The sequence below is a fragment of the Archangium sp. genome (assembly GCF_036277355.1).
GTDB lineage: Bacteria > Myxococcota > Myxococcia > Myxococcales > Myxococcaceae > Archangium.
The window spans coordinates 104,524-118,297 of the sequence record NZ_DASUNC010000068.1; the positions used below are offsets into that span (position 1 = coordinate 104,524).

The following is a 13,774-nucleotide window of genomic DNA, read 5'->3' on the forward strand; positions in this document are numbered from 1 at the left end:
CCCACCCCCTGGATTGTCGGCTCACCGGGCTTCGCTGTTATCATCCCGGTGCCGTATCCACGCCATGCTCATCAATCTCGAAGACCTTCGACAGCGCGCCCGCCGCCGGCTTCCCCGGACCCTCTTCGACTACATCGAGGGGGGCGCCGAGGATGAGTACACCGTGCACGCGAACCGGCGTGGCTTCGAGCGCTACCTCTTCCGGGCGCGCACGCTGGTGGATGTCAGCGCGAGAGACCAGTCGACCACGCTGCTCGGCGAGCGGCTGTCCACGCCCATCATCCTGGGGCCGACGGGACTGGCGGGGCTGGTGGCGCCCTGGGGCGAGGTGCTCGCCGCGAAGGCCGCGGCCAGGCGGGGCAGCCTCTTCACGCTGAGCACCATGTCCATCTGCACCATCGAGGAGGTGGCCGCCGCAGCGCCACCGCCCCTGTGGTTCCAGCTCTACGTCTGGAAGGATCGGGGCATCACGCGCTCGCTGGTCGAGCGGGCCCGGGCGGCCGGCTACCGCGCGCTCTGCCTCACGGTGGACGTCCAGGAGATGGGCAACCGGGAGCGGGACCGGCGCAACGGCTTCACCGTGCCTCCCCGCGTCACCCTCACCCACCTGCTGGATGTCTTCCGGCACTTGGGCTGGGTGCTGCGCATGGCGTCCAGTCCCCGCGCCACCTTCGGCAACTTCATCGAGACCAAAGCGCTGTCCAGGAAGGACGCGCTCTCCGTCGCGGGCTTCACCAACAAGCAGTTCGATCCTTCCGTCTCCTGGAAGGACCTCGAGTGGCTGCGCTCCATCTGGCCGGGGCCGCTGGTGCTCAAGGGCGTCACCTGCGCCGAGGATGCCCGGCTCGCGGTGGAGCACGGTGTGCAGGCCATCATCGTGTCCAACCACGGAGGCCGGCAGCTCGACTTCCTCCCGGCGGGCACCGACGTCCTGCCCGAGGTCGTCGAGGCGGTGCAGGGCCGCGCCGAGGTCGTCCTGGACGGTGGCATCCGCCGCGGCTCCGACGTGGTCAAGGCCATCGCCCTGGGAGCCCGGGCGTGCATGATCGGCCGGCCCTTCCTCTACGGGCTGGCCGCGGACGGACAGGCGGGCGTGGAGCTCACCCTGGACATCCTCTCCAAGGAGATCGACCGGACCCTCGCCCTGCTCGGCCGTCCACGGCTGGCCGATCTCGACCGGTCCGCGCTCCGGATGGAGCCGCAGCCCGCGGCCTTGGAGCCCCACGCTCCCGCCTTGCGCGTGCTCGACGGGGCCGCCTGAATTTCCGCCGATCCGGCCCGAATCCCCGCTCTCCCATTCCTCGAGGTCCCGACGCATCCTCTGGTTCAATCGCCCGCTTTCCGAGGGCCCCCGAGGACACGTCATGACCCACGAACACTCCGCCCACCACGTCGTGCAAGGCTTTGGCGCCGATCGTGCCGCCCACTACGACACCCAGGCCTCCGTCAACCTCGCTGGCGTCCAGGCGATGTATGAGCTCGGCGTCAGCGCGCTGACCGCGCGGCTCGACGGCCGGGACACGGCGTCGCTGCTCTTCGTGGGAGTGGGCACGGGGGCGGAGTTGGTGCCCTACACCCGCTTCGGTGTGCCCGGCTGGCGCTTCACGGGCGTGGATCCCTCCGACGCCATGCTCGCCGTGGCCCGCCAGCGCCTGGAGGCCGAGGGCCTGCTCTCTCGCACGCACCTGCACGTGGGCGAGCTGCACACGCTGCCTCCCGGGCCTCCGTTCGACGGCGCGCAGATGATGGGAGTGCTGCACCATGTGGAGGGCGAGGAGGCCCGGCTCGCGCTGCTGCGAGAGGTGACCCGGCGGCTCGCGCCCGGAGCGCCCCTCGTGCTGGGTTGCCGTGTTGGCAATGACCCGGTGCTGACGAACGTGGAGCTGCGGCGGCTGCGGGCGCATGGCGTGCCCGAGGAGGCGCTGGAGCGCCGGCGTCAGCTCCTCTCGGTGATACGGCCCATCGAGTCCGATGCCGCCCTGTTCTCGATGTTCGCCCGGACCGGACTGGTGGAGCCGCGTCCGATCTTCGTCTCGCTGCAGTTCAAGGTCTTCCTCGCGCGCTTCGAGCCCGGGGCCGCGGGCTGAGGCCCCGGGGGACGCGTCCGCTCAGGGCTCGACGCAGGTGAAGCTGTCGGCCGAGTTGACGTCTCCCGAGCCCTTGTACCGGGGATGGCGCGGGTACTTGCACAGGGGCCGGGAGAGGACGCTCTGCCCTGTCTGGGGATTGAGCTTCGTGGCCACCAGCTTCGCCTGGGAGGGCGCGACGCCCTTCTCCACCCAGTTCTCCAGGGCGGTGAGCAGATCCACCGTGTCGGCGCCGGCTCCGCCGAAGCAGTGGTTGACGCCCGGGGCGGGGAAGTACTCGACGAACGTGTCCGCCGCGGCCTGGCCCCCCGCGGCCTGGACCACGTTCTCATAGTACGTGGTCGTCCCGTTCAAGCTGATGGCCGCATCGGTGCCACCGTGCCAGAGAATCAGCTTCCCGCCGCGCGCCTGGAACCGTCCCAGGTCCGGGTTGTTGGCCGACACCAGGGCCGACATCTCGTTGATGCGCGGGAGCCAGGCGTTGGGGTCGAAGGTGAGCGGGTCGAAGTTCGGGTCCCGGGTGATGAAGTACTTGATCATTCCGCTCCCGAAGAGGCCGCCCGCCGAGAGCGTCGCGTTGCCATTGCCGGTGAGCCATCCGGCCCAGCCTTCCGGGTCCGCCTCTCCTCCGGGGGGCCATCCCGCGTTGATGGTCGCGCCATCGAGGACCGTGGGGGAGTAGATCGTCCTGACCGAGGCCTCCTGCTCGGCCGTCAGACAATCCTCCCGCTCGGCGCCGGTGCACCGGAGCACCGAGGGATCGAACGCACACGCCGAGGGATGGGAGATGATGCCGTCGGCGACGCCATCCTTCGCATCACAGGCATCGAGCACTGCCTTGCCCAGCACCTGGAGCTTCCCGGCGGAGAGACTGGCTCCAGGCTTCATGAGCTGCCGGGTGTTCCGGTTGAAGGCAATCAGCAGCTCCACGAAGTTGTAGGCGGGAGCCCGGGCAATGATGCCATCGAAGTCCTCCGGCCACCGCTGGGCTTCGATGAGCGCCTCACGGCCTCCATTGGAGCACCCCTCGAACCAAGTCTTCGCGGCGCCCTTGCCATACCGCTCCTGGATGATCGCCTTCGCGATGGGAAGCACGCGGTGGATGGAGAGGGACGCGAAGTCGTCGAGCTTCTGGGCATCCAGGGCGAAGGAGGCGTCCAGGACATCGCCCGTGTGTCCGCCATTCGAGCCGATGGTGGCATAGCCATTCACCGTATAGACGCCGGTGTCGGGAATGAATCCGTCGAAGCCGCCGCCTCCGGCGTAGACCGTCTTCTCGTTCCACACCGAGGGCAGACGCACCTCGAAGTCGAGGGAGGGGGGAAGGGTGCCGGTGACCTTGCAGTATTCGGGCAACGGGCTGGACGCCGCGACGAGCTCGGCCCCGGTGATTCGCGCCTGCTGCAGGGTTCTTCCCCGGAAGGTCTCGCATCGGGAGCGGGGCGTCGGGTCGGAGCATCCCCCGAGCACGAGCAGCAACGCGGCCGCTGAAACACGCCCTGGAATCGTGTCACGCACGGGACAACCAGAGGGATGGGAGGTCATGGGCGCGAGGGTACGTACTCCTCGCGTGAGCCGCCAGCCATTCACGCGGACACTGTGTAGTCCTGGAGTGTGATGCCATTGGCCACCCGCTCCAGCACCTCCTTGGGCGGTGGCCCCTCGGTCGCATCCTCCGTCGCGAGCCGCTGGTTGCGCTCGACGAAGCCGCGCAGTTGTTGCTCGTAGCGGGCGAAGGCGGTGCGGTAAGCAGGGCGTGCTTCGAGCCGTCCCGCGCGTGGGCACCGTGGTGGCCGCTCCCGAGCACCGGGTCTCGCCCTCACCGCGGAGTGCCCGGCGGCGCGCGAACCCCGCCTCCGAGCAGGAGCTGTCGCGCGAGCGCATCGTGCGTGCCGCGCTCGGCATCGCCGATGCCGAGGGGCTCTCGGAGCTGTCCATGCGCAGCGTCGCCGCCGCGCTCGGGGTGCCCACCATGTCGCTGTACCGCCACGTGCCCGGCAAGGAGGAGCTGGTCCTGCTGATGGCGGATGCGGCGTTCGCGGAAGGCGAGCTCCCCCGGAGTCCTCCACCGGGGTGGAGGGCCCAGCTCGAGCGGGTGATGCGGCTGCACTGGTCGCTCTACCACCGTCACCCGTGGCTGGCGCGGGTGCTCTCCCTCACCCGGCCGCAGCTGCTTCCGAGCGGGATGGCCCACACCGAGTGGGTGCTGCGTGCGTTGGATGGCCTGGGGCTCGGGCTGGACACCATGCTCCAGGTGCACCTCACGCTGGTCGGCTTCGTGCGGGGAATCGCCCTCGAGTTGGAAGAGGAGGCCGAGGCGGAAGCCGAGACGGGCCTCACCAGCGATGAATGGATACAGACCCAGGAGGCGGAGATGGCGAGGGTCATCGCCTCGGGACACTTCCCGATGCTCTCCCGCGTTGGCGAGCTGGCCGGCGGGAGCTTCGAGCTCTCCCTCGACACGCTCTTCGAGACCGGCCTGCTGCGGCTGCTCGACGGCCTCGCCGAGCAGCTCCGCCGCGAGGGATGAGCCACGCGCCCGTGGGTCAGTGGCAGACGACCCTGCGCTGGAGGTTCGCGGCACGCTGCGCGCCGGCAAGCTCGTGGTCGATCGGCACGTCGTGAAGGCCGGGCGCTTCGAGGTCCAGGAGCGCGTCGACAAGTGAGGGAGACCCCGCCCGCGAGGTGTCTCAATCCCGTATCATGGGGAGACTGAACGTTTCGCGACGGGCCATCATGCCCGGAAAGGGCTTCTCCATGCTTCGCTCTGGAATCGAGACACGCCGGCACCCCTGGGCACTCGGGCTCACCCTGGCCGTGATGCTGCTGGGGACGCGCAGCTCCGCGCTCGAGGCGCCGAAGGCGGAGGCGGCGAAAGCACAGGCTTCGAAGAAGGAGGCTCCGAAGGAGGTGCCGAAGAAGCAGGAGGCGCCCATCGGCCAGGAGGAACGGGTCCGCATCGCGGGGCTCAACGAGAAGAACTGCACGAAGGGCGACCCGGAAGGTTGCTACAAGCTGGGTGTGGCCTCCGCGCAGGGGCTGGGTGTGGCCAAGGACGCGGCACGCTCGGCCTCCCTCTTCAAGAAGGCGTGTGACAAGGGCCATCTGGACGCGTGCAACGGCCTCGGCATCGCCTCCGCGCAAGGTATGGGGGTGAAGCAGGATTCGAAGCAGGCCCTCGCCCTCTTCGAGAAGACCTGCAACGCGAAGAGCGCGAAGGGCTGCTTCAACGTCGGCCTCACCTACGCGCGGGGCAATGGGGTACCGCGGGATCTGGCGCGCGCCGCCACCTTCTACGAGAAGGCCTGCACCGGGGGCGCGGCCACCGGCTGCTTCAGCCTCGGCCTCGCCTACGCGGAGGGGAACGGGGTGGCGAAGAATCCGGAGCGTGCCGCGACGCTTCTCACGCAGGCGTGTGACGCGGGAGACATGAACGGCTGCAACATCCTCGGCACGTCCTACATGTCCGGGAGCGGTGTGAAGGAGGACATGAAGCGAGCCGTCGGCCTCTTCGAGAAGGCCTGTGATGCGGGGCTGGCGGGAGGCTGCCTCAACCTTGGCCTCGCCTACCAGCATGGCGATGGCGTGGCGAAGAATCCGGAGCGCGCCAAGGCCCTCTTCAAGAAGGGGTGTGACTTCGGGTTCGGCCCTGCCTGCGACGCCCACCGGGACGCCGCGGAGACCGGCAGGTAGCACTTGCCCTGTCACCTCACGGCGAGCGCACGAAGCCGGCCACGTGGCGCTCGAAGGTCTTGCTCACCACGTTCATCTTCCGGACCCAGGCGAGCGCCTCCTCGCCGAGTCGCCCGTAGAGCTGGACATCCACGGGCTTCACGACGCCGAGGAGCGCCTTGAACTCCGGCCAGTCCGAGATCATGCGGATGTGGTCCATGATCTGACTGGGAGCGGCGAACGTGATGATCGCCCCGACTTCGGAGGAGCCAGGCGTGGCGTAGAACTGCACGCGCGCGAGCCCGCTCACCCCTTCGGCCTCCAGGCGTCGTGCCGCGGCCTGGACGGTGGCGGCGAATGTCTCGAAGGGTCCGGTCAACTCGAGCACCTCCACCAGGGTGACCCGCTCACTGACTGGTCGCTTCATGTCCCCGCTCCTACCCAGCACCCGCATCACGCCCTCCACCACGGTGGTGACCTGGTCCGCGGTGCTGCGCGCCTGCTTGAGCAGTGCGTCCACATCTCCGCCCGCGACCACGAGCGTGTCCAGCGGCGGCGTCTCGTCCATCCGCCGCGTTAGCATCTGGACACGTCAGGGCGGAGGCGTCACGGCGGGCATCGATTTCGGGCTGCCCAGGCCATCCAGCTCCGTGGCGGTGGGCACGAGGGCTCCCGCGGTAGTCCGCGACGTTCCAAAGAGATGTCTGCGGCCGGGTGCTATGCTGCGAGCACCGCGAGGAATGCCATGGTGCTGCTGGACGTCCTGGAAGAGCAGCTGAGCGAAGCCGCCTTCCAATGGGAGCAGTGGGAGCGCACCCTGGTGGCGCCGGACTTCACGCTGGAGGAGACGGCGGCGGTGGAGGAGCGCCTGCGGGCCCATCTGGAGGGACTGGAGGACGAGAGCGCGGCCGAGGCGGTGCTACGTCCCGCCTTCGAGTCGGAGGAAGCACCGCTCCTCTTCGCGGCGGCGTATGCGCTGCTGGCCCGGGGGGAGGTGGACGAAGTGCTGCTCCAGTTCCAGAAGGCCGGGCCCGAGGCACGCACAGCCATCCGTCGAGCACTGGAGCTGAGCGAAACTCCCGGGCTGAGCGCACGATTGACCGGACTGCTGAAGCTGGAGGACCGCGACCTGCAGACCCATGCGTTGGAGACGCTGGCCTTCCGCCAGGAGGCCTCCCCCGCGCTGCTCACGCGCTTCATCGCCCATGAGGAGCCACGTGTACGGCTCGCGGCCCTGCGCGGCGCCCTGCCGCTGCCAGAGGAGGAGGTACGCAGGTTGTTGCCTGCCCTGCTGGACGCCTCGCACCCCGGCGTTCGCGCAGCCGCCATGGAGGTGGGCCTGACATCCGGAGTGAGGCTGGCCTGGGATGCCTGCCGAGAGGCGGTGCGGTCTCGCGCCGCGCTCGGCCCCGAGCCCCTGGTGCTGATGGCCCTGGGCGGAGACGACGAAGACATCTCGCTCCTGGTGGAGCTGCTGGAGACGGCCGAACTGCGCCCGATGGTCCTGTGGGCCCTGGGCTTCAGCGGGCGGTGGGTGGCCATGGAAGCCTGCGTGAAACATCTCGCGGACCCCTCGGTCGCGCCGCTGGCCGGGGAGGCCTTCTCGGCGATGACGGGGCTGCGGCTGGACGGCCCCCACGCCCTGCCTCCGGGAGAGCGTCCGCAAGGGGCGCCTCCGCCTCCCGAGCTGCGGGAGGACCTGGACGCGAACCTGATGCCCTCCCCCGAGGACGACCTGCCCTGGCCGCGAGTGGCCGCCATCACTGCCTAGTGGGACGGAGCCCGCGGCCGCTTCGAGAAGGGAAGGCGCTACCTGCTGGGCCAGCCCTTCAGTGGCCCCGTGCTGGTGGACGCCCTGGAGACCAGTCCCATGCGGCGCCGGCACGTCCTGGCACGAGAGCTGGCCATTCGCACCCGGGGCCAGCATGTCATCGCCACCCGAGCCTTCATCCCCCGCCAGCGCGCGGGCCTCGCCAGGGTCCGCGGCGCCCACCTCTCCCTGAGAGGGCCTGCTTTCGCGCACACCTCGCGCTGAGGACGACAAGGACCGAGGCACCATGCCCGTACTCGACAACCTCACCTCCTTCGCGGCCGCCGACTTCCTCTCCCTGACGAAGCAAGGCGAGGAGTGTCTCGTCATCGTCGTCGCCGGCAGCTTCGTCATGCCCCCGCCAGGGCGCTCCCCGGGAGCACCGCTCGCGCTGTGTGACGAGCAACTCGCGCCGCCGCGAACCGACACGTATTGGGGGGAGCCGGAGAAGTCGAGCCTCCGCTACGAGGCGCCCTCCGCGTACACGCGGCCCGCCACCGACGTCCTGCTTCACGGCCGGGCCTGGGCCCCCCGGGGCCGCAAGGTGACGCGGGCGCAGGTGACGGCACGGGTCGGGGCGCTGGAGAAGCGGGCGCTCGTCTCCGGCACGCGCGTCTGGTACCGGAGCCTCGTCGGGCTGAGCGCCTCGGACCCACTGCCCTTCGAGTCCGTGCCGCTCCAGTACGAGTACAGCTTCGGCGGCACCTGCGCCTCGCGGTACGAGGCGCACAACCCCGTGGGCCGGGGCCTCTACGAGAGCGCGCAGGAGGCACTCGACAAGCCCCTGCCCTCCCTCGAGGAGCCCCAGGCGCCGATCCGCGGTTGGACGGACAGACCACCGCCATGCGGCTTCGGCCCGGTGGCGCGCCACTGGCAGCCTCGCCTCGGGTGGGCGGGGACCTATGACGCGGCCTGGGTGGAGAAGCGGGCGCCGCTCTGGCCACTGGACTTCGACGAGCGCTTCTTCCAGACCGCGTCACGGGGGCTCCAGGCCTCGCCCCACCTGCGAGGAGGGGAGCCGGTGGTGCTGGAGGGTGTTTCGCCCGAGGGGCCCATCGCCTTCGCCCTCCCTGTCTTCAGGCTGCTCGCCCGCTGCACCTTCGCCCGGCGACGCGAGAAGCGGCGCATGACGCTCGACACCGTGCTGCTGGAGCCGGAGGAGCGCCGGCTGGTGCTCACCTGGCGGGCCACGTTTCCAACGCACCGGGAGCTGGCCACGCATGAGGTGACCTCGGTGCGGCTCCTGGAGCCCTGGGAGGACGCGCCGTGAGCGGAGAGCAGGTGGTGGGCCTCGGCCTGTGCACACCGATTGGCACTTCGCGGCACATGACGCTCGCGTCGCTGCGCGCGGGACTCGTGCGCTTCGCGGAGACGGAGGTACTGGACGACCTGGGACACCCCGTCCGGGCCTCTCGGCTGGGACTCCTCGACACGGCCCTGTCGCGCACGGAGCGCATGGTGGCCCTCGCGCGTCAGGCGCTCGTGGGCGTGCGGCCCGTACTGACGGCGCAGCCCCGGGAGCCGGTGCTCCTGTACCTCGGACTGCCGGAGCCCGGAGCGGGGGCCGCGGCGGTGGAGCAGCAGGCGCTGGTGGCGGCGCTGATGGCGGAAGCCGGGGGACGGCTGAATGTCGTGAAGGTGTACGCGACGGGCCGGGCCGCCTTCTTCGAGGCCCTGAGCACGGCCCGGGCGGACCTGCGCTCCGGGCGCACCGGGGCGCTGGCGCTGGTGGGGGCGGTGGACTCCCTGGGCGACAAGGCTTCCCTGGAAGCACTGGCGGCGGCGCGGCTGCACCTGGGACGTCAGAATCCGGACGGGAGGATTCCCGGGGAGGCGGCGGGTTTCGTCGCCCTGGCCCGTCCAGGGGCATCCAGGACGCTGGGGCTGGAGACCATGGGAACCCTGCTGGGCACGTCGCTCGCGGTGGAGCCTCGGCCCTTCACGCGGCGGGAGCCCAGCCTGGCGGAGGGACTGACGGAGGCATTCCAACACCTCCGGCGTGACGCGGTGGCGGGTGCACGCCGGGTGGATGGCGTCCTGGCCTGCCAACCGGGAGAGTCATTCTGGGGCACCGAGTTCACCCGGGCGTACCTGCGCAATGCCGCGCTGATGCCCGAGCCCCTCCACGTGGGAGTGGCGGCGGAGGGGCTGGGGGATGCCGGAGCAGGCGCGGCTCCCGCCATGATGGGCATCGCCCTGCACCGGGCGAGGTGGCGTGAAGGCGGGCCGCGCAGGACATTGGTATACGGGTGTTCCGACAGCGGCCGGGTCGGCGCCTGCGTCGTGGAAATGAGTCCGAAGGATTGAGGGAATCATGAGCAAGGTCTTCGCCAATGGCCGCTCGGTTCTGCACAAGGGCGCCGGCAATACGCATGTCTCGGCCGCGCCAGACGTCTGCAAGGTCCCCACGCCGGCCGGGCCCGTTCCCACGCCCTTCGTCAACTCGGCCCAGGACTCGATGCTCGCCAAGGGGAGCAAGAAGACGACGATCGAAGGCAACCCGGTGGCGCTGACGAGCTCCGAGCTGAGCACCAGCTCCGGAGACGAACCGGGGACGGCCGGCGGCCTCATCTCCTCCAAATTCAAGGGGAAGATGACCTGGGGCAGCGGCAGCACGGACGTGAAGGTCGAGGGCAAGGGCGTGGTGCGCTTCCTCGACCCGACGCTGCACAACGGCAACACCTTCAACACGTCCTTCATGGCCATGGGCGGCACCGGCCTGGCCTACGGGGATGACACGCAGTGCACGGCCTGCAACAAGTCGGTGGACACGCACCGGGTCCTCGAAACGCCCGAAGTCGTGGGCCACGTGGACATGGTGTTCGTGGAGCTGATGAAACGCTTCGCGGAGCAGCGGCCTCTCATCGACCGCTACCTCGAGCTCCGGAAGGAGCGCAACGAGGTGGAGAACGATTCCATCGAGAGGGCCAAGGAGGCGGCGGCCCACCTCACCTCCAAGAAGGAGCGGGTGGGTGAGCTGCTCGCCCAGCTCAAATCGAAGGACGTCGCGGACAAGAAGCCCATCACCGCCGAGCTCGGCCCGCTCCAGGCTGAAATCAAGGCGGCGGACGCGAAGATCAAGCAACAGCGAACGGAGGAGCGCCAGAAAGTCCTCATGATAGAGCAGGAGATGAACAGTCTCAATGCGCAACTCGAGGGCATGAGCCCCGTGCTGCGGCTTGACGACACCACCAGGACCTTCATCGGCCCCTACATGATCGGGGTGTGTATCTGCAAGTGTCCCCAGGATCCCAAGATGCTCGCGGCCTGCTCGGGTGATGCCGCCCCTGGCTTCCGGGAAGCCGTGGCCGCCACACCGTTCGAGCTGGTCGAGAGCTTCCAGAAAAGCGAAAACCAGACGAATAAACTCGCGGATATCGGGCGCGAGAAATGGGAGTGCTCCGCGCCCAAACTCCTCCAGAAGGGCGGGGCCGCGGGACACAAGGTGCGCGCGATGTCGGAGCGCTATTTCGCCCCCAAGCAGCTCACGAGCGTGACCGTGGAATACAGCCGCCGGGGCGAGGATGACGCGGAGCCTCACACGGTCACGCATGTGTTCGGCCATGGAGCGTCGGTCCCCTCGTGCAAGGAATGCCAGGTCCTCACCCCCGAGATGCTGTGTGACAACAGCAAGGAATGCGCCTGATCCATGGACGAACTGCTAGCACTGCTCGAGCGCTACGCTCCCGGCTACGACGGTCGAATCGAGGGCTACCCGGACGTGCTCCTGGACGAGCTGGAGGAGGTCTTTGGCCGTCCGCTCCCGGAAGTCTATCGGAACTTCGCCCGGTGCATGGGGACGCGTGGAGGGCCGCTCCTGGCCGCTGTGCGCTCCTTCGATCCCCTGCGTGATGTCGCCGAGCTCTACCGGCTCGCCCCGAAGGGAGAGCTGCCGCCGCGGCGGTTTCTCTTCATCTTCGGAGACCCCAATCCCCTGGCCCCCCATCACTACTGGCTCGATTTGGAGTCCCCTTCCGAGGAAGGAGACTGTCAGGTGGTGCGAATGCCCTTCGGAGCAGACGCCTGGAAGACGAAGTTGCACCGGGAGGCCATCGGCTTACGGGAGCTGCTCTTCCTCTGGGCCATGGAGCACGTCCACCTGCCAACCCTCCCTCATCAAGCGAGTTATCTGCGCCGAGAGGGACACACGGCGCCCGGTGCCGAGGACATCGCGCGACTGCTCGAGCAGATGGGTTTCGTACGACTGCCCTATCCCCGATACAGCATGCTCTTCGAGCGGGAGGGGGCGGCGGCACGGCTGTACCGGTCTCCGGACAGTCTCCATTTCAATCTTCGCGTGGGCATGCGCCATCCCGAGGAGCTGAAGCGTTTCCAGATGCTCCTCGAGGACAACACGGACCTGGGAAGGTCTCCGTTCTAAGCGAGGGTCCGGCGGCCTCGTCCTCACCGCTTCGTCGAAGGCCACGCGGTCTCCGCGCTTCCAGCCCATCGATTTGGCGAATCCCTCTTCCACGGAGAGCTCCGGTGCGCTACCCGACGCTCACCGGCCCCCGGGCTTCATCCCTGCTCGAGGGAGGCTCAGGGCCCGAGCGAGTCCAGCACGTCGCAGCGCTGGGCGTTCAGGTTCGAGCCTGGCCCGAGCTCCATGTTGATCTCGAGGTACGCTTCCCCGTCCCGGGTATACGCGGGCCACTGCACCGCGCCCTCGGCGTTCGGGTCTCCCTGGGTGGCGAAGCGGGTCCAGTAGCCGATGAGCTTCCTGGACAGCTCCCGCTCGGCGTCGGAGTCCAGGGCGAAGCGGCCCCGGCTCAGGCCGAAGACGAAGGGCAGCTCGGCGGAGTGGTACGCGCCCAGCTTCAGCATCCCACCGAAGACGCTGCCCAGGGGCTTCCGGGGCTCGTAGGTGAAGAAATAGGCATGCACGGGCTGCCCCTGCTCCACCAGCGTGCGCGCGAGCCGCCGGGTGGGGCACACGAACATCGCGTCACCGAGCAGCCGGCTGAAGGCCGCCTTGGGCGAGGCGAAGTCCTTCGCTGGATAGGCGCGCAGCAGGGGCTCGGCCTTGCCGGGCGAGCGCACGTTCACCGCGGCCTCGTACTGCTCGGGCGTGTCGATCTTCGCCTGGAGGGTGAAGAGGGTGCCCTCGTCCCGGTTGGCCCCCAGCATCAAGGGCACCTTCGCGTACCTGCCCTCCGCGAGGAGCTGGCGCGGCGCCGCGGGGATGACGTGTCCATCCACCACCGGCCCGAAGCCCACCCGGGGTTTGAGCAAATCGAGCGCGGCCCCACTGGCGGCGAGCAGTTGCTCGGGCGTCCGGGTGCGCAGGCACGCGGCGATGTCTCCCTCCGTGCAGCCCACCTCGCGGGCGAAGCGCACGCCGCGCTCCTCGGCGCTGTCCTCCTGCCCGGGCGTGCCCGGGTCCTTCAGGGGCGTGGTGCCCAGGTAGCAGGTGCCGCTCTCGGCGATGAGGCGGTGGAAGAGACCCTGGGCGGCGGGCGAGACCATCTGCAGGCACGCGGAGATGGCGCCCGCGGACTCGCCGAAGAGCGTGACGCGGGTGGGGTCTCCTCCGAAGGCGGAGATGTTGTCGCGCACCCACTCGAGCGCGAGCCGCTGGTCCATGAGGCCGTAGTTGCCGGAGGAGCCTCCGGGCGCTCCATCGCCGAGCGCGGGGTGGGCGAGGAAGCCGAGCGCGCCCAGCCGGTAGTTCATGCTCACCACCACCACGCCCGCGCGGGCCAGTGCCGAGCCGTCGTACAGCTCGTCCTGGGTCGAGCCGAGGGTGAAGGCGCCGCCGTGGATGTAGACCATCACCGGTGCGGGCTTCTGGGGCTGGAGCGCGGGCGTCCACACGTTGAGGGTGAGGCAGTCCTCGCTGGCGGCCTCGACGGGCTTGTTGCCGTTGCGCATGTCCACCTGGGGGCACCGGGCGCCGAAGCGCGAGGCATCGCGCGGGGTGCTCCAGGGCTCGGCGGGCTCGGGGGCGCGCCAGCGGCGCTCGCCCGTGGGGGGCCGGGCGAAGGGGATGCCGAGGAAGACGGCGACGCCATCCTCATAGGCGAGGCCCCGAACGGGTCCCCGGCCGGTCTCGGCCACGGGGGCGGGCCCCCTGGCCAGGGCGGGCCCGGTCGAATGGGCGCAGTGGGTGAGCAACACCAGGCAACTGGAGAGGAAGAGCCAGGAGGACGAGCGCATGGGCTATCTGGAGCACATCCGCCCGTCGCTGCCCATGGACGTTCTCCGC

General features: G+C 69.5%; 13 protein-coding genes. 10 read left to right on the plus strand and 3 right to left on the minus strand.

Annotation, left to right across the window (positions count from 1 at the left end; genetic code table 11):
* Window positions 1–64: 64 nt before the first annotated feature.
* Complete coding sequence (locus VFZ09_RS18340) at window positions 65–1,261, plus strand: alpha-hydroxy acid oxidase (RefSeq protein ID WP_329728888.1); 1,197 nt, start codon at window positions 65–67, stop codon at window positions 1,259–1,261.
* A 103-nt stretch (window positions 1,262–1,364) separates the two neighbouring features.
* Window positions 1,365–2,087, plus strand: a complete 723-nt coding sequence (locus VFZ09_RS18345; protein ID WP_329728889.1) for a class I SAM-dependent methyltransferase — start codon at window positions 1,365–1,367, stop codon at window positions 2,085–2,087.
* Window positions 2,088–2,108: 21 nt separating this feature from the next.
* Here the strand turns inward: VFZ09_RS18345 and VFZ09_RS18350 are convergent, their stop codons facing one another.
* On the minus strand, window positions 2,109–3,605 hold the full coding sequence (locus VFZ09_RS18350) for a tannase/feruloyl esterase family alpha/beta hydrolase (protein WP_329728890.1): 1,497 nt from the start codon (window positions 3,603–3,605) through the stop codon (window positions 2,109–2,111).
* 238 nt (window positions 3,606–3,843) lie between these two features.
* Between VFZ09_RS18350 and VFZ09_RS18355 the strand changes: the two genes are divergently transcribed.
* Both VFZ09_RS18355 and VFZ09_RS18360 read left to right on the plus strand, forming a co-directional pair.
* Window positions 3,844–4,617, plus strand: a complete 774-nt coding sequence (locus tag VFZ09_RS18355; protein WP_329728891.1) for a TetR/AcrR family transcriptional regulator — start codon at window positions 3,844–3,846, stop codon at window positions 4,615–4,617.
* Between the two features lie 227 nt (window positions 4,618–4,844).
* On the plus strand, window positions 4,845–5,780 hold the full coding sequence (locus tag VFZ09_RS18360) for a tetratricopeptide repeat protein (protein ID WP_329728892.1): 936 nt from the start codon (window positions 4,845–4,847) through the stop codon (window positions 5,778–5,780).
* A gap of 16 nt (window positions 5,781–5,796) precedes the next feature.
* On the opposite strand, the gene VFZ09_RS18365 is transcribed toward VFZ09_RS18360, so the two are convergent.
* The gene (locus VFZ09_RS18365) at window positions 5,797–6,342 is read right to left on the minus strand and encodes a hypothetical protein (RefSeq protein WP_329728893.1); all 546 of its coding nucleotides are present in this window, start codon (window positions 6,340–6,342) and stop codon (window positions 5,797–5,799) included.
* Between the two features lie 162 nt (window positions 6,343–6,504).
* On the opposite strand from VFZ09_RS18365, the gene VFZ09_RS18370 reads away from it, so the two are divergent.
* The 6 genes from VFZ09_RS18370 to VFZ09_RS18395 all read left to right on the plus strand — a co-directional run bounded on the left by VFZ09_RS18370 (window position 6,505) and on the right by VFZ09_RS18395 (window position 11,950).
* Window positions 6,505–7,530, plus strand: coding sequence for a TIGR02270 family protein (locus VFZ09_RS18370; protein ID WP_329728894.1), 1,026 nt, complete (start codon window positions 6,505–6,507; stop codon window positions 7,528–7,530).
* 99 nt (window positions 7,531–7,629) lie between these two features.
* Complete coding sequence (locus VFZ09_RS18375) at window positions 7,630–7,794, plus strand: hypothetical protein (protein ID WP_329728895.1); 165 nt, start codon at window positions 7,630–7,632, stop codon at window positions 7,792–7,794.
* A gap of 22 nt (window positions 7,795–7,816) precedes the next feature.
* Window positions 7,817–8,839 carry a DUF2169 domain-containing protein gene (locus VFZ09_RS18380; RefSeq protein ID WP_329728896.1) on the plus strand — a complete coding sequence of 341 codons (1,023 nt, stop codon included), beginning with the start codon at window positions 7,817–7,819 and terminating at the stop codon, window positions 8,837–8,839.
* Window positions 8,836–9,876, plus strand: a complete 1,041-nt coding sequence (locus VFZ09_RS18385; RefSeq protein ID WP_329728897.1) for a 3-oxoacyl-ACP synthase — start codon at window positions 8,836–8,838, stop codon at window positions 9,874–9,876. The genes VFZ09_RS18380 and VFZ09_RS18385 overlap by 4 nt, the downstream gene beginning before the upstream one ends.
* A 7-nt stretch (window positions 9,877–9,883) precedes the next feature.
* A complete protein-coding gene (locus tag VFZ09_RS18390; RefSeq protein ID WP_329728898.1) occupies window positions 9,884–11,215 on the plus strand; it encodes a DUF4150 domain-containing protein in 1,332 nt (443 codons plus the stop codon).
* A 3-nt stretch (window positions 11,216–11,218) separates the two neighbouring features.
* Window positions 11,219–11,950 (plus strand): hypothetical protein, encoded by a 732-nt coding sequence (locus tag VFZ09_RS18395; RefSeq protein WP_329728899.1) that lies wholly within the window; start codon window positions 11,219–11,221, stop codon window positions 11,948–11,950.
* A gap of 158 nt (window positions 11,951–12,108) precedes the next feature.
* On the opposite strand, the gene VFZ09_RS18400 is transcribed toward VFZ09_RS18395, so the two are convergent.
* On the minus strand, window positions 12,109–13,725 hold the full coding sequence (locus VFZ09_RS18400; RefSeq protein ID WP_329728900.1) for a carboxylesterase/lipase family protein: 1,617 nt from the start codon (window positions 13,723–13,725) through the stop codon (window positions 12,109–12,111).
* Window positions 13,726–13,774 lie beyond the last annotated feature (49 nt).